At 72.0% G+C, this 26789-nt stretch carries 25 protein-coding genes; 10 read left to right on the top strand and 15 right to left on the bottom strand.

From position 1 onward, the window contains the following. Positions 1-6 precede the first annotated feature (6 nt). The 5 genes from AC3WRM_RS01125 to AC3WRM_RS01105 are packed head-to-tail and all read left to right on the top strand — an operon-like array spanning position 7 to position 3835. Positions 7-837 (top strand): histidine phosphatase family protein, encoded by an 831-nt coding sequence (locus AC3WRM_RS01125; protein ID WP_492246768.1) that lies wholly within the window; start codon positions 7-9, stop codon positions 835-837. A gap of 45 nt (positions 838-882) precedes the next feature. Then, positions 883-1443: a DUF3090 family protein gene (locus AC3WRM_RS01120; protein ID WP_492246769.1), complete on the top strand. Its 561-nt coding sequence runs from the start codon at positions 883-885 to the stop codon at positions 1441-1443. Continuing rightward, positions 1440-2234 (top strand): SCO1664 family protein, encoded by a 795-nt coding sequence (locus AC3WRM_RS01115; protein ID WP_492246770.1) that lies wholly within the window; start codon positions 1440-1442, stop codon positions 2232-2234. The genes AC3WRM_RS01120 and AC3WRM_RS01115 overlap by 4 nt, the downstream gene beginning before the upstream one ends. Positions 2235-2242: 8 nt before the next feature. Continuing rightward, the gene (locus tag AC3WRM_RS01110; protein WP_492246771.1) at positions 2243-3106 is read left to right on the top strand and encodes a Rossmann-fold NAD(P)-binding domain-containing protein; all 864 of its coding nucleotides are present in this window, start codon (positions 2243-2245) and stop codon (positions 3104-3106) included. Positions 3107-3145: 39 nt separating this feature from the next. Further along, the gene (locus tag AC3WRM_RS01105) at positions 3146-3835 is read left to right on the top strand and encodes an SDR family NAD(P)-dependent oxidoreductase (RefSeq protein ID WP_492246772.1); all 690 of its coding nucleotides are present in this window, start codon (positions 3146-3148) and stop codon (positions 3833-3835) included. A gap of 21 nt (positions 3836-3856) precedes the next feature. Here the strand turns inward: AC3WRM_RS01105 and AC3WRM_RS01100 are convergent, their stop codons facing one another. Next, complete coding sequence (locus AC3WRM_RS01100; protein WP_492246773.1) at positions 3857-5785, bottom strand: primary-amine oxidase; 1929 nt, start codon at positions 5783-5785, stop codon at positions 3857-3859. Between the two features lie 102 nt (positions 5786-5887). Then, entirely contained in the window at positions 5888-6580 is a 693-nt protein-coding gene (locus AC3WRM_RS01095; RefSeq protein WP_492246774.1) for a TetR family transcriptional regulator, read from the bottom strand. Positions 6581-6762: 182 nt separating this feature from the next. On the opposite strand from AC3WRM_RS01095, the gene AC3WRM_RS01090 reads away from it, so the two are divergent. The 3 genes from AC3WRM_RS01090 to AC3WRM_RS01080 all read left to right on the top strand — a co-directional run bounded on the left by AC3WRM_RS01090 (position 6763) and on the right by AC3WRM_RS01080 (position 10298). Next, positions 6763-7872, top strand: a complete 1110-nt coding sequence (locus AC3WRM_RS01090; RefSeq protein WP_492246775.1) for a ferredoxin reductase — start codon at positions 6763-6765, stop codon at positions 7870-7872. A 41-nt stretch (positions 7873-7913) separates the two neighbouring features. After that, complete coding sequence (locus AC3WRM_RS01085; protein WP_492246776.1) at positions 7914-9068, top strand: fatty acid desaturase family protein; 1155 nt, start codon at positions 7914-7916, stop codon at positions 9066-9068. An 807-nt stretch (positions 9069-9875) separates the two neighbouring features. Beyond that, positions 9876-10298, top strand: a complete 423-nt coding sequence (locus tag AC3WRM_RS01080; RefSeq protein ID WP_492246777.1) for a hypothetical protein — start codon at positions 9876-9878, stop codon at positions 10296-10298. Between the two features lie 34 nt (positions 10299-10332). On the opposite strand, the gene AC3WRM_RS01075 is transcribed toward AC3WRM_RS01080, so the two are convergent. Together AC3WRM_RS01075 and AC3WRM_RS01070 are read right to left on the bottom strand one after the other, a co-directional pair. Then, on the bottom strand, positions 10333-11004 hold the full coding sequence (locus tag AC3WRM_RS01075; protein WP_492246778.1) for an NADPH-dependent F420 reductase: 672 nt from the start codon (positions 11002-11004) through the stop codon (positions 10333-10335). Further along, on the bottom strand, positions 11001-12095 hold the full coding sequence (locus AC3WRM_RS01070; protein ID WP_492246779.1) for an LLM class flavin-dependent oxidoreductase: 1095 nt from the start codon (positions 12093-12095) through the stop codon (positions 11001-11003). The genes AC3WRM_RS01075 and AC3WRM_RS01070 overlap by 4 nt, the downstream gene beginning before the upstream one ends. Positions 12096-12274: 179 nt before the next feature. On the opposite strand from AC3WRM_RS01070, the gene AC3WRM_RS01065 reads away from it, so the two are divergent. Beyond that, positions 12275-13012, top strand: a complete 738-nt coding sequence (locus tag AC3WRM_RS01065) for an NERD domain-containing protein (protein WP_492246780.1) — start codon at positions 12275-12277, stop codon at positions 13010-13012. 98 nt (positions 13013-13110) lie between these two features. Beyond that, positions 13111-14010, top strand: coding sequence for a bestrophin family protein (locus tag AC3WRM_RS01060; protein WP_492246781.1), 900 nt, complete (start codon positions 13111-13113; stop codon positions 14008-14010). 40 nt (positions 14011-14050) lie between these two features. Here the strand turns inward: AC3WRM_RS01060 and AC3WRM_RS01055 are convergent, their stop codons facing one another. The 11 genes from AC3WRM_RS01055 to AC3WRM_RS01005 form a co-directional block, all read right to left on the bottom strand. Continuing rightward, entirely contained in the window at positions 14051-14839 is a 789-nt protein-coding gene (locus AC3WRM_RS01055) for a TspO-related membrane protein (RefSeq protein ID WP_492246782.1), read from the bottom strand. Positions 14840-14889: 50 nt separating this feature from the next. Then, positions 14890-16872 carry an ABC1 kinase family protein gene (locus AC3WRM_RS01050; protein ID WP_492246783.1) on the bottom strand — a complete coding sequence of 661 codons (1983 nt, stop codon included), beginning with the start codon at positions 16870-16872 and terminating at the stop codon, positions 14890-14892. A gap of 9 nt (positions 16873-16881) precedes the next feature. Then, positions 16882-18069, bottom strand: coding sequence for an XdhC family protein (locus AC3WRM_RS01045; RefSeq protein WP_492246784.1), 1188 nt, complete (start codon positions 18067-18069; stop codon positions 16882-16884). Continuing rightward, complete coding sequence (locus AC3WRM_RS01040) at positions 18066-18551, bottom strand: (2Fe-2S)-binding protein (protein WP_492246785.1); 486 nt, start codon at positions 18549-18551, stop codon at positions 18066-18068. Before AC3WRM_RS01040 ends, AC3WRM_RS01045 begins: the two co-directional genes overlap by 4 nt. A 10-nt stretch (positions 18552-18561) precedes the next feature. Further along, on the bottom strand, positions 18562-20892 hold the full coding sequence (locus tag AC3WRM_RS01035; RefSeq protein ID WP_492246786.1) for a molybdopterin cofactor-binding domain-containing protein: 2331 nt from the start codon (positions 20890-20892) through the stop codon (positions 18562-18564). A gap of 107 nt (positions 20893-20999) precedes the next feature. Further along, positions 21000-21569 carry a nucleotidyltransferase family protein gene (locus tag AC3WRM_RS01030; protein ID WP_492246787.1) on the bottom strand — a complete coding sequence of 190 codons (570 nt, stop codon included), beginning with the start codon at positions 21567-21569 and terminating at the stop codon, positions 21000-21002. A gap of 75 nt (positions 21570-21644) precedes the next feature. Further along, positions 21645-24098, bottom strand: coding sequence for an MMPL family transporter (locus AC3WRM_RS01025; RefSeq protein ID WP_492246788.1), 2454 nt, complete (start codon positions 24096-24098; stop codon positions 21645-21647). Between the two features lie 34 nt (positions 24099-24132). Beyond that, on the bottom strand, positions 24133-24771 hold the full coding sequence (locus tag AC3WRM_RS01020; protein WP_492246789.1) for a TetR/AcrR family transcriptional regulator: 639 nt from the start codon (positions 24769-24771) through the stop codon (positions 24133-24135). Between the two features lie 89 nt (positions 24772-24860). Continuing rightward, entirely contained in the window at positions 24861-25541 is a 681-nt protein-coding gene (locus tag AC3WRM_RS01015; RefSeq protein WP_492246790.1) for a DedA family protein, read from the bottom strand. Then, positions 25538-26041 (bottom strand): GtrA family protein, encoded by a 504-nt coding sequence (locus tag AC3WRM_RS01010; protein ID WP_492246791.1) that lies wholly within the window; start codon positions 26039-26041, stop codon positions 25538-25540. Before AC3WRM_RS01010 ends, AC3WRM_RS01015 begins: the two co-directional genes overlap by 4 nt. Continuing rightward, positions 26038-26784 carry a polyprenol monophosphomannose synthase gene (locus AC3WRM_RS01005; protein WP_492246792.1) on the bottom strand — a complete coding sequence of 249 codons (747 nt, stop codon included), beginning with the start codon at positions 26782-26784 and terminating at the stop codon, positions 26038-26040. The genes AC3WRM_RS01010 and AC3WRM_RS01005 overlap by 4 nt, the downstream gene beginning before the upstream one ends. Between the last annotated feature and the right edge of the window lie 5 nt (positions 26785-26789).

Here is a 26789-nt window from a genome sequence, read left to right as displayed (position 1 = left end):
GTGGACATGGCCACTCTCGTCCTGCTGCGGCACGGCCGCACGACTGCCAACGCGTCCGGTGTGCTCGCTGGTCGACGGCCCGGGGTGCTGCTCGACGACCACGGGCGCGACCAGGTGTCGCGGGCGGGCGAGCGGTTGACCGACGTGCCGCTCGCGGCGGTCTACTCGAGCCCGATGGAGCGCTGCCGCGAGACGAGCGCGGCCGTGCTGGCGCACCAGGGCGCCTCGATCGCGCTGCGGGTGGAGGACGCCATCAGCGAGTGCGACTACGGCTCCTGGCAGGGACGACCGCTGGAGGAGCTCCGGAAGGAGCCGTTGTGGAAGGTCGTGCAGTCGCAGCCGTCCGCCGCGGTGTTCCCCGGCGGTGAGTCGATGACGACGATGCAGTCGCGCGCGGTCGAGGCCGTCCGTCGGATCGACGCCGAGGTGGAGGCCGAGCACGGCGCCTCCGCGGTCTGGGTGGCCGTGAGCCACGGCGACATCATCAAGGCGGTGCTGGCCGACGCGCTCGGCATGCACCTCGACCTGTTCCAGCGCATCCAGGTCGACCCCGCGTCGATCTCGATCGTCCGCTACACCGAGGCCCGTCCCTACGTCCTCGCGCAGAACACCCATGCCGGCGACCTCGGCTGGCTGCGCCCGGCCGCCGACGCCGCGGCCACCACCGACGCGGTGCCCGGCGGGGGTGCCGGGCCCGGTGACCGGCAGAGCGCGGCAGATGGTCCCGGCGGGGGTGCCGGGCCCGCCGGGCCGCCGGCAGGATCCGAGGACGAGCCCGCGACGCTCGACGAGCTGGACGACGGTCCGGCGGAGCTGGCGGGACCCGGCCGTTCCTGACGTCGCCGCACGGCGGCACGTGGCAGCGGACCCTAGAGTGGAGCCATGGCCACCATCGTCCACGGATTCGACTGGCCCGACCGCTTCGTCGTCGGCACGGTCGGCTCACCTGGCGCGCGCACCTTCTACCTGCAGGCGAAGGCCGGTCGCGAGCTCGTGAGCGTGGCGGTCGAGAAGGAGCAGTCGGCGGTGCTCGCCGACCGGCTCGACGAGGTGCTCGACGAGCTGATGGCCGAGGACGGCAACCCGTTCAGCATCCCGGCGAGCGCCCCGGACGGCCTGGCCGACCACGAGCCGCTCGACCAGCCGGTGGAGGAGCAGTTCCGCGTCGGGGCGATGGGTCTGGGCTGGGACCCGTCGACCGCGCAGATCGTCATCGAGGCGTTCCCGGTGCTCGACGTGGAGGCCGAGGCGGACGCCGACGGCGTGGTCGAGGTCGATCCGCCGGAGGCGCTCGTGGTGCGCATCCCGGTGGGCAGCGCCCGCGCGTTCGCCCAGCGCACCCGCGAGGTGGTCTCGGCGGGACGTCCGGCGTGCCCGATCTGCGAGGTCCCCATGGACTCTCCCGACGACCACGTCTGCGAGCTGCCCGACGAGTTCCGGTGAACGAGGTCCCGGTGTCCGCCGACGTCGAGCCGGCGCTGCTGCACGACGAGCTGGTGCTGACGGGCCGCGTGGTCTCGGCCTCGAACGCGACGTTCGTGGCGACCGTCGGCGACGTCCAGGTGGTCTACAAGCCGGTGGCCGGCGAGCAGCCGTTGTGGGACTTCCCCGACGGGCTCCTCGCGCACCGCGAGCTCGCCGCGTACCAGGCGTCGCAGGCGACGGGATGGGACGTCGTGCCGCCCACGTGGCTGCGCGACGGGCCGCACGGTCCGGGCATGGTGCAGCGCTGGCAGACGAGCGACCCCGACCAGGAGGCGGTGACCATCGTCCGCGCGCGCCGCGTCCCGGAGGGCATGCTGCACGTGTTCGACGGCGTCGACGAGCGTGACCGACCGGTCTCGCTGGTGCACGAGGACACCCCCGCGCTGCGGCGGATGGCGGTGCTGGACGTCGTGCTGAACAACGCCGACCGCAAGGGCGGCCACGTGCTGGAGATGCCCGACGGCCACCGCTACGGGGTCGACCACGGCCTCACGTTCCACACGGAGCACAAGCTGCGGACGGTGCTGTGGGGCTGGCTCGGCCAGCCGCTCACCGACGACGAGCTCGACGGCGTGCGCCGGCTGCGCGCCTCGCTCGACGACGACGCCGGTCTCGGCGGTGTGCTGCCCGACCTCGTCACGGCGGCGGAGGTGCAGGCCTTCGGCGACCGCTGCGACGCCCTGCTGTCCGCCGGTACCTTCCCCGCGCCGCACGGACCCATGCCGGCCGTGCCGTGGCCACCGTTCTAGGAGGAACCATGACGTCCCCGGACACCCTGCTCGTCGGTTGCGGTCGGCTCGGGGCCGACGTCGGCCTGCGGCTCGCGGCCCTCGGCCACCGGGTGGTCGGCATCCGCAGGCAGGCCGACCAGGTGCCGACCCCGCTCGTCGGGCTCTCCGCCGACCTGTCGCGCGAGGAGCCGACGCTGCCGGACCTCGACCTCGACCTGCTCGCCGTCGTGCTGACGGCGCGACCGCGCAGCGAGGAGTCCTACCGCGCCACCTACGTCGACGGCATGCTCCGTGCACTCGACGCCCTCGAGCGACAGGGGGCGCACCCCCGTCGCGCCGTGCTGGTGTCCTCGACAGCCGTGAACGGCGACGGTGACGAGATGATCACCGAGCGGACGCCTCCGGCGCCCGCCGACGCTCCCGCCGCCGTGCTGCTGGAGGCCGAGGAGGCGTTCCTGGACCGTGTGCCCACCGGCAGCGTGCTGCGCCTGTCGGGTCTTTACGAGGGCACACCGCGCCTGGCGGAGGAGGTGCGGGCGGGCGAGGTGAGCGATCCGCACCGGTGGACGAACCGGATCCACCGCGACGACGCGGCGCGGGCCGCGGTGCACCTCCTGACCCAGGTCGAGGCCCCGGCACCCGTCTACCTCGGCACCGATGACGAGCCGGCCCTGCGGGGCGACGTCGCCGCGTTCCTGGCCGAGCGGCTCGGCCTGCCGTCGCTGCCGCCTGCGGACCCGGCGCAGGGTCACGGCAAGCGGATCTCCAACGCGCTCCTGCGCTCGACCGGCTGGGCGCCCCGCTACCCCACCTACCGCGAGGGGTTCGTGGACGTCGCCGCGTCGGCAGGGTCGTCCGTTCGCGCTGCCGGTCCCTCTGACCGCGACTAGCGTCGAGAGGGCATCCCACCCGATCCCAGGAGGACCCCCGTGACCACCATCGCCATCGTCGGAGCCGGCCGAGGACTCGGAGCAGCGGTCGCCCGCCGCTTCGGCAAGGAGGGCTTCGCCGTCGCGCTGCTGGCCCGCAACCAGGAGCGCGTCGACGCGCTGGCCGCGGACCTGCACGCCGAGGGCATCGACGCCCGGGGGTGGGCCACCGACGTCCGCGACCCCGACTCGCTCGCACGGACGCTGGAGCAGGCCAACGAGACGCAGGGTCCGATCGAGGTCCTGCAGTACAGCCCGCTCCCCCAGAAGTCGTTCCTGCGGCCGCTCCTGGAGACCACCGTCGACGACACGAGGGGCGCCATCGAGTTCTCCGTCTACGGTCCGATCGCCGCGGTCCACGCCGTGCTGCAGAACATGCGCTTCGTCGGACAGGGCACGGTCCTGTTCGTCAACGGCGGCACCGCGGTGCGCCCCGCGCCGACGTTCGCCGGCACCTCGCTCTCGTTCGCCGCGCAGTCGGCGTACGCGCGGATGCTCCACGACACGCTCGCCGACGAGGACATCCACGTCGCCCAGCTCGTCATCCCCGGGTCGATCGAGGAGGGGCACCCGCAGAAGGACCCGAAGGTCCTCGCCGAGACGCTGTGGTCGATGCACACCGGCCGCGACGAGTTCCGGGTGTTCGCGACGGACATGGACGACGAGGTCTCCGAGACCTCCTCCGACTGACGACCAGGCCGGGCGCCGGCATCAGTGGCAGGCGCCCGGCCCGGTGTGGCAGGCCGACGACGGCTGGGGCTCGACGTCGAGTGACGGGTTGCGGTCGAAGAACCCGACCGGCTTGAGCCAGAACGACACGATGTCGGCCGGCATCACCGGCCAGTCCTCGGGCCGCGTGATGTGGTGGATGCCGAACGTGTACCAGAGCACGACGTCGGTGTCGGTGGTCGAGCGGCCCTGCTGCACCCACTCCGGCAGGCCGTGGTCGACCCTGCTCTGGTTGACGAACTCCCCCGCGGGCCAGCGTTCCTCGGCGTCGTGCGGGGTCACCCAGACGGTGTGGCCGATCACCTGCGCGCGCTGCAGCACCGGGGAGGCGGGGTCGAAGAACGACGGGATCGCCCCGCCGGGCACGAGCTTGTAGGAGACGGGCGTGCCGAGCCCGTTGAGCGACCGCTCGTTGACCACCTTCCACGCGCGCTGGCTCTCCCAGCGGAAGTCGTCGTGGCCCTCCACCGCGATCGGTGTGCTGACCTGCCGGATCCCGAGACCGAGCGGGTTCTCCGGCCCGATGGGGTCGACGACCGTCTCGCTGCGCACGACCGTGTTGGTCCGGCCGTCTGGCTCGAGGTCGAGCCGCGCCACCACGAAGTGCTGGTGGTACGGGGCGTAGGTGCGCTCGTCGACCAGCGTCCCGTGCGGGTGCGGCTGGCCCTCCTCGACGTGGGTGACGACCATGATGCCCGTGGCCCGCACCTCGCACTCGATGTTGCCGTCCTCGTAGAAGCGCCAGTAGGTGATGTACTCGTAGTTCGCGACCGTGACGTGGAACGACACGACGAACCGACGCTGCCGCCGCACCTCCGCGGTGGGCCCGTGCGCCCCGTGGTCGACGTGCTTCCAGCCGACGGCGCTGTCCTCCTCGTGCAGGCAGATCGCGTTCGCGATGGTGTACGGCTCACCGGCGCTGTCGTGCAGGACGGCGTCGAGGTAGCGGATCTCCCCCAGGCAGTCGCAGCCGAGCTCGAGCGACTGCGTCATGAAGCCCAGGCCCCACTCGCCGATGTCGAAGGCGGTGCGCCGGTAGTGGTCGACGCTCGGGTCGCGATAGGGCACCACCATCTCGGCGAAGCTCAGCTGGTGCGCGACCTTGCGCGTGCGGCCGGCGTCGTCATAGGTGACGGCATGCAGCGTCATCCCCTCGCGGTGGTTGAAGCCCACCCGCATGGTCCAGTTCTGCCATCGGAGCTCGTGGCCGTCGACCTCGAAGCCGATGCCCTCCGGCTGGGTGATCTCGAGGGGCTTCCGCGGCGGACGATGACCCTTCAGCCGGTCGGGGACGTGCCGCGGCACGTACTCGCCCATGACCTCGGGGCGCGCCACGGCGTGGGTGTCCTCGACGCGCAGCAGCTCCATGCTGTTGAGGTCGATGACGCAGTGCAGGCCGTTGACCGGACCGGCATAGGGGTTGGCGCCCTCGGCCGCGCGCACCCAGGTGTCGGACCAGCCGATCCGGCGGTCCCTCCACTCCTGCGGCATCACCGCGTCGCCGTAGGTCCAGGTGTCCATGAACACGAGCGACAGGTCGGTGATCCCCCGCTCGGCCAGCGCGGCGACGACCTCGGGGTGCGCCCGCAGCACGGCGTCGGCCTCCTCCCACTCGTCGACCGTGACGTTCGGCTGCACGTCGGGAACGTGCTCGAAGCGGACGACGGCGTCGGCGGAGAGGTCGACGCGGGCACGGAAGGTGCGGTTGGTGGCACGCTCCAGGCAGATCGCCTCGACGACGCGCGGCGGCACCGTGCCGTCGGCCGCGAAGACGTCGAGCGCCTGCTTCGACGGCTGCAGCCCCTCGATCGAGCAGTAGCGCCAGCCCTCCCCGACGCCGTGCTCGGCGGAGAGCAGGGCGGTGGTGGCGCGGAACTCGTCGGACGTCAGCGGGTCAAGCGGATGGCTCACCTGTCGATCATGCCCGTCACGAGCCGCCGGTGGCGAGGAAAACGTCGCGATGTCACCGGAACGTCACGGAATCGGTACCGTCGACCGCGCCCGACGTCGCGCCTATCTGGTGGTGGTGTCGTCGGTGGCCCGCAGCCGACCGCTGCCACCGCGGTCCTGCGGGCGCGAGCGCCACTGGATCGCACCGATCGACAGCATCCGCAGCTGGGTGGTGGTCGTCCGCGTCACCTCGCGCTCGAACGCCGGCGTGCCGGGCCCCTGCAGGAGCCGCTCGGCGGCCGCGACCATGGCGATGACGATGAGGTTGGCCGAGGTGCGGAGGTCGTCGGTGGACCAGTGCACGGCACCGGGCAGGCGGGCGAAGTCGGTAGCGATCTCCGCCTCGAAGAGGTCCAGCTCGTGGCGGATCGCCGCCCGCACGCCCGGGAGGCCGCCGACCCGTTCGCGGCTGATGAAGCCGAAGTGCTCGGGGTCGGCCCGGACCCGGTCCACCAGCACCTCGACGGACGGACCGATGACACCGCCCACCGACGGCTGCGCGGCGCGGACGTCGCGCAGCGTGCGCCGCAGGCTCGAGAACGACTCGTCGACGAGCGCCAGCCCGAGGTCCTCCGCGGAGGTGAAGTGCCGGTAGAAGGCGGTCGGCGCGATGCCGACCTCACGCGCCACGTGCCGCAACGACAGGGCCGACAACGAGCTCTGCTCGGTGAGCGTCAGGGCGGCGTCGAGGATGGCCCGACGGGTGCGCTCCTTGCGCTCGGTGCGCGTGGGGAGCGCGACGGGCTGGTCGTCCATGAGCCAGATCATACGCATCGGTGGACACGTGACCACCGACGCGAGGCCCTGACCTGCGCAAACACCGGACGTGCCCGTAGTCACAGCGCCAGGACGTTGACATCCGGGATGTCACATACCGACAGTTGGTGGACAGGTGTCCACCAACACCATCCATCCCGACCCGTGAAGGACACAGCCCGATGACCTCCACCGCCGCGCTCCCTCCGCTGGCCCAGCGTGTTCTCGGCTCCCGCCTGCTCGCGTCGCTCACCTCGCCGCACGGCGTCGACCACTACCTGCGCCAGATCAACCCGATGTGGGCCGCCACCGACGTCCGCGCCCGCGTCGTCGACGTGACGCGCGAGACCGACGGCGAGCACCCCGTCGCCACCCTGACCCTCGAGCCGACGAGCACGTGGCGCGGACACCGCTCCGGCCAGTACGTGCAGGTGGGCCTCGAGGTCGGCGGCCGTCGCACGACCCGCTGCTTCTCCATCTCCTCCGCCGCCTCGCTGCCCGGCGAGCGGTTCACCATCACGGTCCGCGCGCACGAGGAGGGGATCGTCTCCAAGTACCTCGTCCGCGAGGCCCAGCCCGGCCTGATCCTGCACCTCAGCCAGGCCGAGGGTGCCTTCACCGTGCACGAGAGCGCGGCGACGCCCACCAACAACCACCTCGTCATGATCTCCGGCGGGTCGGGCATCACGCCCGTCATGTCGCACATCCGCACGTTCCTGCGCGACGGCTACGACGGCCACGCCCAGCGCAAGATCACCTTCGTCCACTACGCCCGCTCCCCCGAGGACCAGATCTTCGCCGACGAGCTGCGCGAGATCGCCGCCGCCGACAACGGCATCACCGTGCACCTGCGCTACGGCCCGCACCTGTTCGACGCCGACGAGCTGCGGCTCATGGTCGGCGGCGACTACACCGACATGGACACCTGGGTGTGCGGCCCCGCCGGGCTCGTCGAGCTCGTGCAGGAGGCGTACGGCGACTCCCCCCGGCTGCGCGTCGAGTTCTTCAAGCCGCCGGCCTTCGCGAAGGACGACGACGCCGAGGGCACCCTCGCCTTCAACCTCGCCGGGTCCACGGCCTCGAACGACGGCTCGAGCATCCTCGAGCAGGCCGAGGCCGCCGGCCTGACGCCCGAGTTCGGCTGCCGCATGGGCATCTGCTTCTCGTGCACGTCGCGCAAGACCGAGGGCACCGTCCGCAACATCCTCACCGGCGAGACGTCGTCGCTGCCCGACGAGGACGTGCGCATCTGCGTCTCGGCCCCCGTCGGCAGCTGCGCCGTCGACCTCTGACCACCGACCTTCACGACCTCCCCATCCCGGAAGGACACGACATGACCACCATCCCGTTCGTCCCTCGCGCCAAGAAGACCAAGACCCGCGCGTCCGACCCGAAGGTCCCGAACCTGACGCCCGAGCAGCTGGAGGCGTTCGGCAACGAGATGGACGCGCTGCGCCAGCGCATCCTCGCCGACCTCGGCGAGGAGGACGTGAAGTACATCCGCGGCGTCGTCAAGCGTCAGCAGCAGCTCGAGGTCGCCGGCCGCGCCCTCTTCTACGTGCCGCCGGCCTGGCCGCTCGCCGTCGCCGCGCTCAGCCTCTCCAAGATCCTCGAGAACATGGAGATCGGCCACAACGTCATGCACGGCCAGTACGACTGGATGGGCGACCCGAACCTCAGCTCGCGTATCTACGACTGGGACAACGTGTGCCCGGGCGAGCAGTGGAAGTACAGCCACAACTACATCCACCACACGTTCACGAACATCCTCGGCAAGGACCGTGACATCGGCTACGGCATCCTGCGCATGGACGCCGACCAGAAGTGGCACCCGTACTACCTGGGCAACCCGGTGTACGCGCTCCTGCTGATGATCTTCTTCGAGTGGGGCGTCGCGATGCACGACCTCGAGGTCGAGAACATCGTCAAGGGCAAGCGCAAGATCGAGGAGAACGCGCACATGCACTCCGCGATCATGAAGAAGGTGAAGAAGCAGGCCCTGAAGGACTACCTGGTCTTCCCCGCCCTCACCGGGCCGCTCTTCCCGCTGACCCTCGCGGGCAACGCCGCCGCGAACCTCATCCGCAACGTCTGGGCGTTCAACATCATCTTCTGCGGCCACTTCCCCGCGGGCGTCGCCACGTTCACCGAGGAGGAGTGCGAGGACGAGTCGCGCGGCCACTGGTACTACCGCCAGCTGCTCGGCTCGGCCAACATCAGCGGCGGCGAGCTGCTGCACCTGATGTCGGGCAACCTGTCGCACCAGATCGAGCACCACCTCTTCCCCGACATCCCGGCCCGCCGCTACCGGGCCATCTCCGTCGAGGTCCAGGAGATCTGCGAGCGCTACGGCATCGAGTACAACACCGGACCGCTGCACAAGCAGCTGTTCAGCGTCGCCAAGAAGATCTGCCGCTTCGCCCTCCCCGACCGCAAGCCGCGCGAGGCCGCCCCGGCTCCCGCCGAGGCCGCCCCCGCCGCCGCCTGACGCACCAACCCCACGCCGCCCCCACCCCTCGCCGGGTGGGGGCGGCGTCGGCGTGTCGCGACGTCGCCTGCGGCTGCGCTGGCGCGGGTCCTCGTGGAGATAGGGCTGCGTTGGCGCGGGTTCTCGGGGAGGTGGGGCTGCGTTGGTGCGGCTTTGACTCGTCCTGCGCTCCGAAAGGGCCTCGACCGGGCGGCTGGGCGGGAGCCGGCTTCGGGTCTCGGGCTGTGGCCCGCGGGGGACGCAAGATTCTGCGTTCGTGCGCTGGCACTCGAAGGATGCTGCGTTTGCTACGGGATCCCGTCGTGAACGCAGAAGCGTTCCGATCTCAACGCGCGAAGGCAGAATCTTGGCTGCCCTTTGCGTTGGGGAGACGAAGGATTCTTCCTTCTCGTGGACCGTTCCACGAGAAGGAAGAATCCTTCACGCCCTCCGCCGCTCAGCGGTGGATCTGCCACCTGAACAGCGCCCGTACGGTGGCAGATCCACCGCCGGACCGCGCAAACGCAAAATCTTGGGCCAATCGCGCACGAAGGGAGAATCTTGGGTGCAACGCGGGCCACAGCCCGAGAACCCCGACCAGCGCGCCCGCCAGCCGCCCGGTCGAGGCCCTTTCGGAGACCACCTCCACGAGAAGCCGAGGCAGCGCAGCCCCACCCGAGGGAGAAGCCGCGCCAACGCACCCCCACCCGACCACGAGACCGCAGCAGCGCAGCCCCACCCAACGGAGAAGCCCCCGCCCCGCAGACCGAGCGCGTGCCCTGTGGACGAGCGCTGGGCCACCCCGAGCCGGGTGAGGACCCTGGGGGGATGAGTCCTCTCGACCGCTCGCTCTCCTCCATGGCTGCCCTCACCGCCGCGTGGCGGTTCGTCGACGGCGGGCACGGGTACTCGGCCCCGCAGCTGTTCGTGCTCGTGCTCGACCGTCGGGGGCGGGTCACCGGCGACGTGATCCAGCTGTACGACGAGCAGTACGCGGAGGCACCCGACGAGGAGCTGCTCGGCCTGCTCGTCGAGCGGCTCGTCGAGACCGTCGAGGAGCAGGCGCCCGGGGGCGGGGTGGCGGTCATGAAGGCCCGCCCGGGGCGCTCGACCGTCATGACCGCGGCCGACCTGCGTTGGTGCCGGGCCCTGCACCGTCAGCTGCGGATCGCGCCGTTCGCGAGCCGTCCGCTGTTCTTCGCCACCGACGCCGGACCTCGCGTCGTCGCGCCCGACGAGCTGATCGGCTGACCCTGGACGGGCGACCGCGGCCGACCGAGCACGGCTAGGCGCGGGCGGCGAGCACCTCACGACCGCGCTCGGACTCCGGGAAGCGCGCCACCATCGCGCGCAGCTCCTCGGCGCCGACGTTCGCGCCGAACGGCTCCGTCCCCGGCTCGAGCCGCACGCCGTCGGCGAGGGACCCGACGACGACCGGCTCGAACCCGAGCTCGTCGACGAGCCGCGACACCACGGCCACGGCGTCGCCGTCGTCACCCGCGACGGCGATCGCCCGCCGGTCCGCCGAGCCCGACGGCTGGGCACCGTCCTCGAGGTCGTGGTAGCCCATGTGGTTGAACGCCTTCACGACCCGCGCGCCGGGCAGGAACGCCTGCACGACCTCGCTGGTCGACGTCCGCGGGTCGGTCAGGTCGTCCCGGACGCCGTCGACCTCCCACCAGTAGTTCATCGCGTCGACGACGACCTTGCCCGCCAGCGCGTCGACCGGGACGGTGCGGTGCTTGCCGAGGGGCAGGGCCAGCACGACGACGTCGGCGCGGCGGGCGGCGTCCTCGGCCACCGTCGACGTCGCACCGGGTGCGAGCACGTCGACCGTGAGCTCGATGTCCTCCGCGGGCCCCGACCCCGCCACGAGCACCTCGTGACCCGCCGCCACGGCGAGCCGGGCGAGGACGGTGCCGACCTTGCCGGCACCGAGGATGCCGACGGTGGTCATGCCTGCGCCGTCCCGGCCGCGACCGTCGTGTCGGCCGCGAGCAGCTCGCGCACCCGCGGGATCACCTCGGTGCCGTACAGCTCGACCGAGCGCAGACGGTCCGCGGCGGGCGTGGAGCCGGTCGTGTAGATCATGTCGAACCGGCCGACGCCGAGCGTGCGGATGGCGGCGGCCATCTTCTGCGCGACCGTCTCGGGCGACCCGAGGTAGAGCGACCCGTGCTCGATCTCGCGCTCGTAGTCGCGCGGGGTGACCGGAGGCCAGCCACGGTCCCGGCCGATCCGGTCGCGCGAGGCCTTGAAGTGCGGCCAGGCGATGCGCGCGGCGGCCTCGTCGGTGTCCGCGACGAACCCGGGCGAGTGCATGCCGACCGGGTGCGCGGTCGTGCCGAACTTCTCCGCGGCCCGGCCGTACAGCTCCAGGTACGGCGCGAAGCGATCGGGCGAGCCGCCGATGATCGCGATCATGAGGGGCAGGCCGTAGTGCGCGGCGCGGACGACCGACTGCGGCGAGCCGCCGACGCCGACCCACGTGTCGAGGTGCCCGGAGTCCGTCTTCGGGAACACGTCGGCATCCTGCAGCGGGGCACGGGTGGTGCCCGACCAGGTCACCGGCTTCTCCTTGAGCAGCTCGGTGAAGAGCTGGATCTTCTCCTCGAAGAGCACGTCGTAGTCGGCGAGGTCGAAGCCGAACAGCGGGAACGACTCGGTGAACGAGCCGCGACCGAGGATCACCTGGGCCCGGCCGTTCGACAGCGCGTCGAGCGTCGCGAAGCGCTGGAACACGCGCACCGGGTCGTCGGACGACAGCACGGTCACGCCCGACGCGAGCCGGATGCGCTCCGTGCGCGACGCGATGCCGGCCAGCACCGTCTCGGGGCTGGAGATCGCGAAGTCGTCGCGGTGGTGCTCGCCGAGCGCCATGACGTCGACGCCGACCTGGTCGGCGAGCACGGCCTCCTCGACGACCTGGCGGATGGCGTCCGCGTGCGACAGCAGCTGCCCGTCGGGTCCGAGGGGGATGTCGCCGAACGTGTCGAGCCCGAACTGCACGGCGGGGGTCGTCGTGGTGTCGTCGGTCTGCGTGGTCATGCTGGTCACCTTCCGCTGTGGTCTCTCGACCAAAGTAGTTCAAGATTCATCTACTTCAAGCACCGGCCCTCCCCCACTATTCCGCGTGCTCCCCTCTCCGGCGATCAACGCCTGCAGGATGGCGCGGGAGCGCGTACGGTTCAGCCACCGACGGTCGTGGAGAGCGAGGGGGTCTGACGGTGACGGTGCACGAGGTGGAGCGACCCGCGTACGGGCGCCACCGGGCCGAGACGTCGGGCGGCGAACGCCGGATCGTCCTGCGCCGGCCTGGCACGTGCAACCTCTGCGCGAGCACGCTCGCTCCGCGCACGACCGCCGTCGCCGACCCGGACCACGGGACGGTCCGATGCCTCGACTGCGAGGGGGGCGCAGCCCTGGCAGCCTCGGCTCGGCACCGTCGGTGCGCGGACGACGAAGGCACGCCGGTGGGCTCCCCCGAGACGTCCGCCGACCTGCGACGCCGGCTCGACCAGCTGCGCGACCACGACGTGCGGCTGCTCCACGGGCGCCGCGTCCCCGGTTCGTCCGCCACCCTCGACCACGTCGTCGTCACGACCGGTGGCGTCTGGGTGGTCGCCGAGTCCGACCTCCGGGGCGAGCTGCGCGTCGTCGTCGAGGGCGGACGGCTGCGCCCCCGCACCGAGCGTCTCGTCGTGGGTCGGCGCACCGTCACGCGGCCGGTCGACACAGTGCTGAAGCAGGCAGCCGCCGTGCGCGACGTGGTGGGCCCCGACGTCCCGGTGCACCCGGTCCTGTGCGTCCTCGACGACGGCCCGGCCACCGACGGCGTCACCACCCGCGGTGTCGCGGTGGTGCGCCCCGCCGAGCTGGAGGCCCTGGTGCTGCGCTCCGGTGACGCCGGGGTCGACGTGCCCGCCGTGCGCCAGCGCCTCGCCGTCGTGTTCCGCGTCGTCTGATCCGCCGTCGTCAGGGCCGGCGCACTTCTGAGGGTCTCCTCGGTCACACAGCCCCGGTCCGACCTGCGGGCGGCCAGGAGCCGGGCGACGCTTGAGGCATGATCACCTCGCGACTCCCGAGGTCCGCATCCGTCTGGCGACCGCTGCTCGTGCCGATGGTCATGCTGCTCACCTGGGACGTCGGGGTGACCGTGGCGTTCCAGCTCGAGTGGTTCGAGTTCCCCGGCATCACGATCCAGTACACGCTGTACGGCACGGCCATCGCCCTGTTCCTCGGCTTCATGGTCAACGCGGGCTACGCCCGGTGGTGGGAGGCGCGCACCCTCTGGGGGAGCATCGTCAACCACTCCCGGAACGTGGCGCGGGAGGCGACCACCCTGCTCGACCCGACCGTCGCGAACGCACGCCGCGAGCTCGGCCCCGACATGGTGCGCACCCAGATCGCCTACGTGCACAGCCTGCGGACGTCGTTGCGCCAGCAGGACCCGCCGCCGGAGATCGACCGCTACCTCCCGCGCGACGCCGCCGTCCGGGTGAAGAACGCCAGCAGCGGTCCCACGGCCACGCTCACGCACCTCGGCCGGCTGCTGTCCGAGGCGCACCGGCGGGGCATGATCGACGACATCGCGCGCGTGCAGGTGGAGTCGACGCTCAGCGTCCTGACGGACGCGCAGGGCGGTCTCGAGCGGATCAAGAAGACGCCGCTGCCCGTGCAGTACCGGCTGCTGCCCTCGTTCTTCGCCCGCACGTTCTGCGTCATCCTGCCGTTCGCGGTCTACCAGGACCTGCAGTGGTGGACACCGATCGGCTCGGGCTTGATCGGCATGATGTTCCTGCTCGCGGTCCAGGTCGGCAAGGACCTCGCGGACCCGTTCTCCGACGACGTGCACGACGTCCCGATGACGGCGATCAGCCGCACGATCGAGATCGACCTGCTCGAGATGATCGGTGCGGACGCTCCCGGCCCGGTGACGCCGGTCGGGCAGGTGCTGTGGTGACCGTCGACCGCGCGGGGAGTGCCGTTGATGCGCCCGACGCTCAGCCGCTGCGCCCTCGCAACGCAAGCGCCAGCGCCGCCGCGACGACTGCCACCCCGGCCACGGCCGCGGCGACGAGCACCGGAGTCGTGCCGTCGGCGCGACCCGTGACCGCGATGCCGAGCATCGCCCACGCCCCGGCGGCTGCGTAGGCCACGACGCCGCCCGTGCGGACCAGCACCGCGAGCAGCGTCACCGCCGCCACGGCGAGCACGCCGACCTGCCAGCCGACCGACTGCGCCGAGACCACGTCGAGGTCGACGAGCGCGGTCGACAGGTTGAGGAAGAACGCCGCGGTGACCCAGCCCGCGAACAGACCGACCGACGTGCGTGTCAGCACCGCGAACCAGCCGGGCTCGAACGAGGAACCCCTCGTGGTCAGCCCCACGGTGAGCACGGCGTCGATCGCCGCCACCAGCATGAGGAGCAGCGCCAGCGCGGTCGCGAGGCTGCTGTCGAGGGCGGCCAGCAGGATCCACAGCGTGCCGCCGAGGTAGAGGACGACCAGGTCGACCTGGAGACGCCGCGGCACCGCACCCGACCCACGGACCAGCGTGGCCGCGGCCTGGGCGATCGCCAACGTGTAGATGACGCCCCAGATCGAGAACGCCCAGCCGACGGGCGTGATCAGCAGGTCCGGCCCCGAGCCCTGGGCGGGCGACGCGCCGGGACCACTGATCGTGACGACGGGGGCGACCACCTCCAGCACCGAGGCCACGAGCACCGCCCACGCGAGTCCCTGCGTGCCGGTCCGGGCCGCTGCGTGCGTGCTGCGCGTCGTGGTCGTCATGCCTCGAACGTACCGACGATCGGCGGGTCCGGCCCGACGAGACGGGTGGATCATCGACCCTGGTCCGACGGCCGCTCCTGCCCATGGAACATGCCGACCGCGACGCGGAGGGCGACGGTGACGCCGGCGAACCCGAGCAGGCCGCCGAGCAGGTCGAAGAGCGAGAGACGCGGGGTGAGGTCGGGTCCTCCACCGACCAGCACCAGCACGACGGCGAGCACGCTGGCTGCGACACCGAACGCCGCGACGAAGGCCCCGTTGAGCTGGTCCCGTAGCCAGGTGCGGTCCTGGGTGTGGCCCAGTGTCCTCGTTCGGACGGTGAACGTGCCGTCGCTGAGCGCCCGGCTCACGTGCTCGACCCGGCCTGGGAGACGGCGCGCCACCGCCGCCAGCACGCCCGCCTGCCCCGCAGCCTGTGTGCCGACTCGGCGCGGCGACGTCAACCTGCGCACGACGGACGGCAGCTGCTCGCGGGCGGACGCGAGCAGGCTGCGTCGCGGGTCGAGCAGCGTGACGACGCGCTCGGCGGACGTCAGGGTGCGGAACGCGCCGGCCACGTCGCCCGGCACGCCGATGCCGTGACGACGCATGACGCCGAACAGTCGGGTGAACGTGTCGGCGTCGAGCACCGACCGAAGCTGCAGTGCCGCGATCTCCCGGCCGAGCTCGCGCCGCAGCGCCAGCACGTCGGTGTCGGTCGGGACGTCGAAGGCCAGCACGAGCGCATCGACGGCCGTCACCGCGTCGTCACCGAGGACGCCGAGCAGGAGCAGGGCCAGGAGGTGCCTCGTCTCGCTGTCCAGCAGACCCACCGCGCCGAAGTCGAGCACGCCGAGGCGGCCGTCGTCGGTGAGGAGCACGTTGCCCGGGTGCAGGTCGGCGTGGAACACGCCGGTGACGAAGATCGTGTCAAGGAGGGCAGCCACGAGCGTGTCGGCCAGCTCCTGACGTCGCTCCGCCGACAGACCGGCGACGACGTCGGGGCCGCCCGACAGCGGTCGCCCGACTAGACGCTCCATGACCAGCAGGCGCCGGGTGCTCAGACTCGTGTCGATCGCCGGGACCACCAGGTCGGGCCACTCCGTGAGCGCTGCACGTCCGGCCAGCGTGTTCGCGGCCTCGACGCGGTAGTCGAGCTCCTCCCGCAGCGACTGCCCGAGGCCGTCGGCCAGGCGCACGACCGACATCTCGCGCGCCCACGGCCACTGCCGCTCGGCGCGGCGAGCCAGCCGTCCGAGGATGTCGACGTCGACCAGCACCTGCCGCTGCGCGTCGTGCCGCTGGACCTTGACCACCACATCCCGTCCGTCGACGGTGGTCGCTGCATGGACCTGCGCGAGCGACGCAGCCGCGAGAGGCGTCGTCTCGAAGGAGGCGAAGACCTCCCCGGGCGGGGCTCCGAGCTCGGCGACGACCGTCGCGCAGAGGTCCTCGGCCGACTCCGGCTCGGCATCGGACTGCAGCGTCGCCAGCGCTCGGGTGGTCTCCTCCGGCAGCAGGTCCTCCCGGGTGGCGAGGATCTGCCCCACCTTGACGAAGGTGACGCCGGACCGCTGCAGCACCGTCGCCAGCGTGGGGCCGAAGGTGCTCGACCCCGGACCCCGACGCAGTGTGACGAGGGCCCCCGACGTCACGACGACCGTGCCGAGCTGCGCGTACCGTCGCCCGCGACGCACGGCGTCGCGCAGCGCCAGCGCGGCACGGCGCGGACCGGGCACCGACCCGGTCGGCACCAGCACCTCCAGCACGAGCACCACGGCGAGGCAGGCGGCGAAGACCCACAGCGCGGCGACGCAGAAGAAGACGACGCCGACGGCCACGGGGGCGGTCAGACCCTCCTCAGCGGACCCCAGGTCGGCGCGCTCGGCGAGCGCCGAGGTGACCGGAACCCCGACCACGAGCGCCATGAGGGACACGAGGACGGTGCGGAGGCTACCGACGCGCGCCCCGAGCACTCGGCGGATCACCACGGCGAGCCCGACCGCGAGCAGGACCACGACCATGGTCGAGAGCACCCAACCCAGCACCGCCATGCCGGAAGGCTAGCGCACCGGCGACCTCGTACGGCCGACGTCGACGGTGGGCCATCCGGACGTCCCGGCAGGGGGCCGGTCGGGCGCCGGTGCGGCCCGGTGGATCGGCCCCTCGGTGTCCCCCAGCCCGCGGCCGGTCCCGCCACGACGGACGGCGACGACCTCGGCGAGGATGCTGATCGCCGTCTCCTCCGGCGTGCGCGCGCCCAGGTCCAGGCCGAGCGGCGAGTGCAGGCGGTCGAGCTCCCCGGGCGTGAGCCCTGCCGCGCGGAGCTGCTCGAGCCGTTCCCGGTGGGTGCGCCGCGAGCCCATCGCCCCGACGTACGCGATCGGGAGCCGCAGGGCACGGGTCAGCGTGGGGACGTCGAAGCGGGCGTCGTGGGTGAGCACGCACACCACGGTCCTGGCGTCGAAGCGACCTGCAGCGACCTCGGCGTCGAGGTAGCGGTGCGGCCAGTCGACGACCACGCGGTGGGCGTCGGGGAAGCGGTCGCTGGTCGTGAACGCGGGCCGGGCGTCGCACACGGTGACGTCGTAGCCGAGGAAGCGTCCTGCTCCGGCCAGGGCCCGCGCGAAGTCGACCGCGCCGAGCACCACGAGGCGCGGTGGCGGCGTCCACGTCTGCACGAACGCCCGCACTCCGGACGCCAGCGGCGAGCCGTCGGGGCCGCAGTGCACGTCGCCCGTGGCACCACTGGCCAGCATGGCGAGGGCGCGTTCCTCGAGCGTCCGACGCAGCCCCGTCGCGCCGCTCGTGGACGGGGCGTCGACGACCAGCCGCTCCCCCACGCGCCGTGGGTCCGGGTGCTCCAGGACGGTCACGACCGCCACGGCGTCCCCGCGGGCGACCCGCGCCGCCACGTCGGCCAGCCCGTCGTCGGGCCCGACGCGCTGGACGAGCACCTCGATGCGTCCACCGCAGGTCAGCCCGACGTCGAACAGGTCGTCCGCCGCGAACCCGAACGTGCGCAGGGTCGGCTCGCCCGACGTGAGCGTGGCCTCGGCGAGGTCGACCACGGCCGCCTCCACGCACCCGCCCGACACCGACCCGGCGATGCGGCCGTCCGCCGCGACCACCATGGCCGCACCCGCCTGCCGAGGCGCGGAGCCCGACGTGCCGACGACCGTGGCCAGCGCCACGGGTGAGTCCTGCACCCAGCGAGCGGCGCTCGCGAGCGCGTCGTCGGCGACCGTCACCGGCGCATCAGCCTCTCGCCGGTCCGGACCGCCTCGCGGATGCGCGTGTAGGTGCCGCAGCGACAGACGTTGCGGATCGCGTCGAGGTCGGCGTCGGTGATGGCCCGACCCTCGCGCTGCACCCGCTTGACGAGCGCCACCGCAGTCATGATCTGGCCGGGCTGGCAGTAGCCGCACTGCGCGACGTCGTGCTCGAGCCAGGCCTCCTGCATCGGGTGGAGGTCGTCACCGGGCACGGTGTCCGCGAGGCCCTCGATCGTCGTGACCTTGTCACTGGGCCGGATCTTCTCGACCGGCACCGCGCACGGGTTGAACGCCTTCCCGTTCAGGTGCGACGTGCAGGCCTTGCAGACGTTGATGCCGCAGCCGTACTTCGGGCCGGTCACGCCGAGGACGTCGCGCAGCACCCACAGCAGGCGCACGCCCCTCTCGACGTCGACGGTGACCTTCTCGCCGTTGAGCTGGAAGCTGTATCGGGGCATGTCGGGCTCCTCAGGAGACGAAGGTCAGGCCGTTGGTGGGCGAGGCGGGCACGGGCGGGACGAAGGACTTGGGCGTGAAGTGCAGGGGTTGGCGGAAGTTGACGGGGAACTCGGTCGGCATGGTGCCGGTGGCGCGCGCGTAGGCGCAGGCCACCGCGGCGGCGGACGCGGCGACGCCGGCCTCGCCGATGCCACCCGGCTCGGTGCTCTCGGACTCCATCACCTCGCACCGGAACTCCAGCGGCGTGTTCCACTGCCGGGTGTACGCCGAGTTGTCCCAGCTCGCCTCGAGGAAGTGACCGTCGACGAGGTGGTTGCTGTAGGTGAGCACCTGCGACATCCCGTCGCTGAAGCCCCCCATCATCTGCGCCTCGATGCCGAGCGGGTTGATGGCGAGACCGCAGTCGACGACCACGGTCGCCCGAAGCACGCGTGGTCCGGTGACGGCGTCGCGGACCTTGCGGTTCACGGTGGCCGGACGGCAGTCGAGCTCGACCACCACCGCCGTCGCACCCTTGTACTCCTTGTGGATCGCGATGCCCTGGGCCACGCCCTTCGGCAGCGTCCGGCCCCACTCGCCGAGCTCGGCGGCGCGGTCGAGCACCCGGCGGACGACGCCGCTCTTGGTGAACGTCCTGCGGAACTCGACCGGGTCGGTCCTGAAGCGGGCGGCGAGCTGGTCGACGACCAACTCGTTCGCGACCCGGACGTCGGGTGAGTAGATGTTGCGCACCGAGCTGGTGTTGAACCTGCTCTGGTCGTAGTTCGACTCGTTGAGCAGCTGGGTCACGACGCCGAAGTTGTAGGGCAGCTCCTGCGTCAGCAGGAACACGGTCTCGGAGAAGCCGAGGTTCCCCAGCCCCGACGGCAGCGACGCGACCTCGGCGGTGATGCGCTCGCCCAGGCCGTGGGTGAAGTCGCACGAGACCGACGTGTGCCGCTGCTCGAAGGTCGCGACCGTGTCACCGACGACCGTGGCACGGATGCGCGACGTCGCCATCGGGTGCACGCGACCCTGGCGCGGCTCGTCCGCCCGGTGCCACATGAGCTTGACGGGGACGCCGAAGGCCTTCGAGATCTGAGCCGCCTCGATGGCGCCGTCGCTGAAGAGCTTGCGACCGAAGGAGCCGCCACCGGTGACGACGTTCACCTCGACCTTCGACTGCGGCAGGCCGAGCAGCTTGGCGATCTTCGACTGTGCGTCGATGGGCGACTTCAGACCGCTCCAGATCCGCGCGGAACCCTGGCGCACGTCGGCGACCGCGCAGTTGGGCTCGAGAGCCGAGCCACTGCGGAAGTGGAAGGTGAACGATCCCTCGACGGTGGTCGCGCCCAGCGCGGGCACGGCCAGCGGCAGCTCGGCAGCCTTCAGCTCGCGGGCGACGTCGTCGGCCTTCTTGCCGGGGACCGTGCCCTCGGACCATTGGACGTCGAGCGCGCGGACCGCGTCGATGCACTGGCCGAACGTCCGGGCGCGGACGGCGACGCCGGTGGGCACGACGCCCACGTGCGTCACGCCCGGCATCTTCCTGACCTTCGCGGCGTTGCGGACCTTCACGGGCTTGCCGTTCAGGGCGGGCGCGCGGCACACCATGGTCGGGAGCGCGTTCCTGACCTTGAGGTCCATCGCGAAGGTCTTGCGACCAGTCACCGCGTCGAGCGCGTCGAGCCGACGCTGCGGCGTCCCCACGACCGTGCGCTCGCGGGACTCGTCGAGGGTCACCTTCACCTCGCGCGTGCGTGACGTGTCGACCTTCTGCGCGGCCTGCCCGTACGTGACGGACGAGCCCAGCGAGTCGAGGATCGTGCCGCCCTTCGTCGTCAGGCTGGTCACCTGGGCACCCAGCATGATCGCCGCGGCCTCGAGCAGCGACTGCCGGGCGACGGCGGCAGCCACGCGGATCGGCGTGTAGGTGGAGATGGTGGTGTTCGAGCCGCCGGTGAGCTGGTTGAAGAGCAGCTCAGGTCGCGCCGGGGCGAGCGTCACGTGCACGCGGTCCAGCGGGAGGTCGAGCTCCTCGGCGAGGATCATGGCCGTCGACGTCGTGATGCCCTGGCCCACCTCCATGCGCGGGAGCGCGAAGTGGGCGTCGCCCTGGCGGTCGATGCGGACGGCGACGAGGTTCGACGTCGGGAGCGCGCACTGCGTCAGGAAGTCGTTGAGGTCGTAGGCCTCCGGGATCTGCGGGACGGACGGCAGCACGACGGCGGCCGACGCGGGCGAGCCGCCGAGGCCGAGGTCGGCTGCGACGAGCAGACCCGCACCGCCGATCACGTAGCCGAGGAACGTCCGGCGGGTGGGAGCAGGGGCGGGCAGGGCGGGGTCGAGTGGGATGGGCACTGCAGCACACTTTCGTCGGGCTGAGGGGATGGACGAAGTGGGGGATGCGCAGCACTGTGTCACGGGTCACGCCGTAGTGCAGACGAACTAGTCCGGTCGGACCATCCTCAGGCGCCGTCGAGCGGCGTGTCGCGGTCCTCTCCGGACGCGAGGTCGTCGCACGCGACTGCGGTGGCGGACGCCGCGGTCAGGTACGCATGTGCGCCTCGGTCGCCCGTCAGCGTCTCCGCACATGCGGACCAGTGGTCACGCCCCATCAGCACGGGGTGACCGGGGCGGGAAGAAAATTCTGCGCGGGCGAGCGCATCGGGTCCCGAGCCGCGTGCCGCGACCCGGGCGACGACGTCGGCTCCGACGTCGGGCAGGTCGACGAGGTGGATCATCACGGCGTCGGCCGACGTCGCGGCGACGGCCCGCAGCCCGGCACGCAGCGACGCCGACATGCCCTCGGCCCAGTCGTCAGCGACGACCACCCGCGCCTCGGGCGGGACGAGGGCGCGTGCCGTGTCGGCGTCCGCGCCCAGCACCACGTGGACGGGGTCGCACCCGCCCTCGCGCAGCACCCGCACGGCGCGCGCGACCCACGGCTCGCCGTCGGCGCCGACCACGGTGGCCTTCGGTCGTCCGAGGCGTCGTCCGGCCCCGGCCGCGAGCACCAGTCCGTGCAGCTCACCCACGCGCGCCTCCTCGCCTCCCCCTGAGTGTGACGTTCGCGGGGCCAGGACGCTCAGTCCACCCCGCGAACGTCACGCTCAGCGGGGGCGGGGGTCGCCGGTGGGGGCCTCGTCGAGGTGGCCTCCGGGCACCGGGTGGGTGCGCTCGAGCGCGGCACCCTCGACGTCCATGTCGGGCAGGATCCCGTCGAGCCAGCGCGGCATCCACCACGCCGACTCCCCCAGCAGGTGCATGACCGCCGGGACGAGCAGGATCCGCACGACGAACGCGTCGACCAGCACCCCGAACGCCAGCCCGAAGCCGACGGACTTGATCATCCCGGAGTCGGCGAAGATGAAGCCGGCGAAGACGGACACCATGATGAGCGCCGCCGCGATCACGACCGACCGGCCCGCGTGGAACCCTCGCTGGACCGCCACCCGTGCCGGTGCCCCGTGCGCGTGCGCCTCGCGCATCCCGGACACGAGGAACAGCTGGTAGTCCATCGCGAGCCCGAACAGCACGCCGATGAGGATGACCGGCAGGAAGCTCAGCACCGGACCGGGGTCGTGCACGCCGAACACCGAGCCGATCCAGCCCCACTGGAAGATCGCGGTGAGTCCGCCGAACGTCGCGAGCAGCGACAGCACGAAGCCCAGCGTCGCGGTGAGCGGCACCAGGATCGACCGGAACACCAGCACGAGGATCAGCAGCGACAGCCCCACGACGACCGCGAGGTAGACCGGCAGCGCGTCGGCGAGCTGCGCACTCACGTCGATGTTCCCCGACGTCGCGCCGGCGACACCGAACGACGCCACGCCGTCGGCGCGCAGGTCGCGCACGTCGCGCACGAGCTGCTCGGTCGCCTCGTCGGACGGTCCGGTCTTCGGCACCACCTGGAACGCGAGCAGCATCTTGTCCTCGGACGCACCGACGGGTGCCACCGCGGTGACGTCGCCCTGGTCGCGCAGCAGCTCTCCGAGACGCAGCTGCTCCGACGTCAGCGTGGCGTCGGTGACCGGGTCGTCGAGCGTCGCGACGACCAGCAGCGGGCCGTTGGCGCCGGGACCGAACGCCCGCTCGACGGTGCTGTACGACTGGTACACGACCGAGTCCTCGGGCTCGGACGTGGCCGAGTTGAGGCCGAGCCGCATCGAGAGCGCGGGGATCGCCACGACGAGCAGCACGACGACCGTGAGCACGACGGTGACCCACGCGCGGGCGGTGCTCATCGGGTGGTCGGCCGGCAGGTGCGCGCCCTCGGGCTGCGGTGCCTGGCCGCGTTCCTTGCGGGTCAGGGCCCGGCGTCCGAGCAGACCGAGCATCGCGGGCGTCAGCGTGATGGCGACGAGGATCGCGACGAACACGCAGATCGCGCCGACCGTGCCCATGACGCCGAGGAACCCGATCCCGACGACGTTGAGCGCGAGGAGGGCGATCAGCACGGTGCTGCCGGCGAACACGACCGCGTTGCCCGACGTCCCGTTGGCGAGGCCGATCGACTCGTGCACGTCCATGCCGCGCGCGAGCTGCTTGCGGTGGCGGTTGATGATGAAGAGCGAGTAGTCGATGCCGACCGCCAGGCCGAGCATCACGCCCAGGGCCGGGCTGACCGACAGCATCTCGACGACCCCGGACAGCGAGAGGCTGGTCAGGACGCCGACACCGACGCCGAGCAGCGCGTTCAGCAGCGGCAGGCCCGCGGTCACGAACGTCCCGAGCATCACCACGAGGACGATGGCGGCCACGACGAGGCCGACGGCCTCGCCCGGTCCGAACACGTTCGGGATCTCCTGGGAGATCTCGGCCGAGGGCAGCACCTCGACGCCGTCGACCGGGTCGTCGGTGAGCGCGTCCAGCACGTCCTCGCGGACCTCCGGCGTCACCTCGACGAGCTCGTCCTTGAACTGCACCTGCGCAAGAGCGGTGGTCCCGTCCTCGGAGACCTGCCGCAGACCCTCGCTGAGCTTCAGCAGCGCCGCGCCGTCGTCGAGTGTGCGCCCCTGGGCCTTGAGCTGCTCGCGACCCTGCGCGAGCTTCTCCTCCTGGGCGGCGAGCTGCTGGCGCTGCGCCTGCGGCACCGACGGCGCGGCCTCGAGCTGCTGCCGTGCCACGGTGAGCTGCCGCTCGCCCGCCTCGAGGCGGTCACGTCCCTGCTCGAGCTGACGTCGGCCGTCCTCCAGCTTCTGGACCTGCGCGCCGACCTGCTGCTCGACGGCGAACGGGTCGACCGTACCGGTGACGCCGTCGACCTGGTCGACCTTCTTGAGCACCGCCGCGATCCCGGCGCGCTGGGCGTCGGTGAGCGGCTCGCCGTCCTTGCTGCGGAAGATGACCGTGGCGCTGCCGCCGCTCGCGTCGGGGAACCGGTCTGCGAGCTGGTCGGCGACCCGCTGCGTGGGGGTGTCCGGGATGGTGACGGTCGTCGTCAGCGCACCGCCGAAGAGGGCGAAGGCGCCGCCGGCGAGGGCGAGCACCGCCACCCAGGCGGCCAGCACGGTCCAGGCGCGGCGGGCCGCGAAGCGACCGAGTCGGTAGAGCAACGATGCCATGGTGGTCTCTCTCGGGTCTCGAGCGGACGGGTGGTCAGGTCCCGGCGTGGCGGTAGCCACGGCCGAGCTGGTCGGTCATGCGGGCGACGAGCGTCGTCCACAGCGCACGGGAGGCGTCGTCGACGACACCCCGGGTCTCCTCGCACCAGCGCTGGGCGACGAAGGCCGTCCCGTTCATCAGCGAGGTGACGAGCAGCGCGCGGCCGAAGGTGTCCGTCGTGTCCTCCGGCTCGCGCGCGGTGGCGAGGAGCAGGTCGCGCAGCCGGTGGAAGGCGTCGTCGATGACGTGGCCGTAGCGGCGCGGCAGCGTGTCGTCGACGCTGAGCACCGTCCACAGGAACGACATCTGCGGCGTCAGGTCGGTCTGCTCGAAGACCGCGGACATGCGGGCGAAGGTGCCGTCCAGGGTGTCGTCACCCTCGACCCGTCGCGCCGCCGACTCCAGGGCGTCGACGGCCTCGCCGATGCTGCGCGCCAGCACCTCCGTGACGACCTCGTCGAGCGTCGCGAAGTGGTTGAACACGGTCCGGCGCGACACTCCGGCTCGCTGCGCCAGCTCCTCGGTGCTGAGCTGCACCGAGCGCGTCTCGGCCACCAGGTCGGCGGCAGCGGCGAGGATCGCCTCGCGGTGCTGCTCGCCGCGCTGCTGGCGGCGGTCGGCGTTCTGGGTCACTCTTCCAGACTAGGCAGGTCGTTGCACTGAGTGCATCTTCTGTCGATGTCGCCGTGGTCACACCATGAGGGCGATCCCAGGACCTCCAGCTACGCGGCCTCGGCAGTCTCAGCGGGCTCAGCGGGCTCAGCGGGCTCCGAGGGCTCGGGGGCCTGCGCGGCGCGCGCCCGTGACCGTCGCATGCGCAGCAGCTCGATGCCGAGCGGGACCACCGAGAGCCCGGCGAAGCCGATCGTGATGACCTCCACGTGGTGCGCGACCAGCGGGATGCCGCCGAACAGCGCACCGAGCGCGACCATGCCGCTCCCCCACAGCACCGCGCCCACGACGTTGTAGACCGTGAAGCGACCGCGGGGCATCCGCGCCACGCCGGCCACCGTCGGCGTGAAGGTGCGGATGATGGGGATGAAGCGTCCGATGATGACCGCCGCGTTACCGCGGCGCTCGAAGAAGTCGTGCGCGCGGTCGACGTACTCGGGTCGCAGGAACCGGGAGGTCTCCCGGCGGAAGACGGCGGGCCCGTACCGGCGACCGATCAGGTACCCGAGCTGGTCGCCGGCCGCCGCGGCGAGCACGACGCCGGTCATGACCAGCCAGATCGGCACACCGATGACGTGCGAGGTCACGAGCGCGCCGGACAGGAACAGCAGCGAGTCCCCCGGCAGCACGAACCCGAGCAGCAGCCCCGTCTCGGCGAAGACGACGAGCATGACGACAAGCACCGCGGCCGGCCCGAGGGTCAGCAGGAGGGGCGTGAAGACGGCGGTCATGAGGCGATCGTCCCCGGCTCCACCTGACTGCCACCTGACTGCTCGCGGCGGTCAGGACCACCGACGCCCGCCCTGGGCCGGGTGTCCTCGCGGAACACCAGCAGCCGGTAGGTCCAGAACCTGAAGACGGTCCCGAGCAGCAGGCCGACGCCGTTGGCGCTCACGTTGTCGGCCAGCCGCGACGTGAGGTGCAGGAGGTCGTGCGAGACCAGGAGGCAGACGACCGAGAACCCCAGGCCGACGACGTTCAGCAGCACGAACCAGGCCACCTCACGGCGTCCCCATCGCCGCCCCGACCACGTCAGGGCCGCGTTGCCGGCGAAGGTGATGATCATCGCGATGCCGACGGCGAGCACCCGGGCGACGCTCGGGTCCCACGACCGGAACGGCGGCAGCACGAGCAGCTCATTGAACGCGACGACGTCGACGACGTACCCGGAGCCGCCGACCACGAGGAAGGTCAGCACCTCACGCGTCAGCAGCCGTCGCAGCAGGGTCATGCGGCGCCGACCTCGACCCGACGTCGGGGTGCCAGGGCGGCGCGCAGCTCCTCGCGACGCCAGACGAGCGGGAGCCGCAGCGCCTCGAGCGCGATCCGCGTCGACATCTTCGACGCCCCGGCCGTGCGCTCGGTGAAGACGATGGGCAGCTCACGGACCCGCAGGCCGAGGCGCTCCGCACGCCACGTGTTCTCGACCTGGAAGCTGTAGCCCTGCGACCGCGACGTCAGCGCTCCGACCGCGACGAGCGCCTCGGCCCGGAAGGCCTTGAAGCCGGCCGTGCAGTCGTGGACGTGCAGGCCGAGCACGGCACGCACGTAGACGTTGCCCGCCCGCGACAGCAGACGCCGCCGCCAGGGCCACCCGCGCGACCCGCCGCCCTGCACGTAGCGGGACCCGACGGCCACGTCGACGTCGCGCAGGGCGTCGAGCAGCGCCGGCACGCGCTCCGGCGGGTGCGAGAGGTCCGCATCCATCTGCACGATGCCCTCGTACCCGTGCTGCAGCGCCCACTGGAAGCCCGCGCGGTACGCGGCGCCGAGACCGTCCTTGCCCGAGCGCTCCAGCAGGTGCACGTGCGGTCCGAAGCGCGGGTGGGCGCGCACCACGTCGGCCGTGCCGTCGGGGCTCGCGTCGTCGACGACCAGCACGTCGGCGTCCGGGGCGGTCGCGGCCAGGGCGTCGAGCAGGGTGACGATGCTGTCGCGCTCCTGGTAGGTCGGGACGATGACGATGTTCCTCATGGATC

The sequence above is a fragment of the Aeromicrobium sp. EU05-FHT14F07 genome (assembly GCF_058790455.1).
The sequence above is the reverse complement of the archived record's forward strand: the minus strand, read 5'-3'. Positions and strand labels throughout refer to the sequence as shown.

Coding starts and splice junctions, on each gene's coding strand:
- AC3WRM_RS01125 (WP_492246768.1), top strand. CDS start 7: ATGGCCACTCTCGTCCTGCTGCGGCACGGCCGCACGACTGCCAACGCG.
- AC3WRM_RS01120 (WP_492246769.1), top strand. CDS start 883: ATGGCCACCATCGTCCACGGATTCGACTGGCCCGACCGCTTCGTCGTC.
- AC3WRM_RS01110 (WP_492246771.1), top strand. CDS start 2,243: ATGACGTCCCCGGACACCCTGCTCGTCGGTTGCGGTCGGCTCGGGGCC.
- AC3WRM_RS01095 (WP_492246774.1), bottom strand. CDS start 6,580: ATGGACGACCAGCCCGTCGCGCTCCCCACGCGCACCGAGCGCAAGGAG.
- AC3WRM_RS01090 (WP_492246775.1), top strand. CDS start 6,763: ATGACCTCCACCGCCGCGCTCCCTCCGCTGGCCCAGCGTGTTCTCGGC.
- AC3WRM_RS01085 (WP_492246776.1), top strand. CDS start 7,914: ATGACCACCATCCCGTTCGTCCCTCGCGCCAAGAAGACCAAGACCCGC.
- AC3WRM_RS01080 (WP_492246777.1), top strand. CDS start 9,876: ATGAGTCCTCTCGACCGCTCGCTCTCCTCCATGGCTGCCCTCACCGCC.
- AC3WRM_RS01075 (WP_492246778.1), bottom strand. CDS start 11,004: ATGACCACCGTCGGCATCCTCGGTGCCGGCAAGGTCGGCACCGTCCTC.
- AC3WRM_RS01070 (WP_492246779.1), bottom strand. CDS start 12,095: ATGACCACGCAGACCGACGACACCACGACGACCCCCGCCGTGCAGTTC.
- AC3WRM_RS01060 (WP_492246781.1), top strand. CDS start 13,111: ATGATCACCTCGCGACTCCCGAGGTCCGCATCCGTCTGGCGACCGCTG.
- AC3WRM_RS01055 (WP_492246782.1), bottom strand. CDS start 14,839: ATGACGACCACGACGCGCAGCACGCACGCAGCGGCCCGGACCGGCACG.
- AC3WRM_RS01050 (WP_492246783.1), bottom strand. CDS start 16,872: ATGGCGGTGCTGGGTTGGGTGCTCTCGACCATGGTCGTGGTCCTGCTC.
- AC3WRM_RS01040 (WP_492246785.1), bottom strand. CDS start 18,551: ATGCCCCGATACAGCTTCCAGCTCAACGGCGAGAAGGTCACCGTCGAC.
- AC3WRM_RS01025 (WP_492246788.1), bottom strand. CDS start 24,098: ATGGCATCGTTGCTCTACCGACTCGGTCGCTTCGCGGCCCGCCGCGCC.
- AC3WRM_RS01015 (WP_492246790.1), bottom strand. CDS start 25,541: ATGACCGCCGTCTTCACGCCCCTCCTGCTGACCCTCGGGCCGGCCGCG.
- AC3WRM_RS01010 (WP_492246791.1), bottom strand. CDS start 26,041: ATGACCCTGCTGCGACGGCTGCTGACGCGTGAGGTGCTGACCTTCCTC.
- AC3WRM_RS01005 (WP_492246792.1), bottom strand. CDS start 26,784: ATGAGGAACATCGTCATCGTCCCGACCTACCAGGAGCGCGACAGCATC.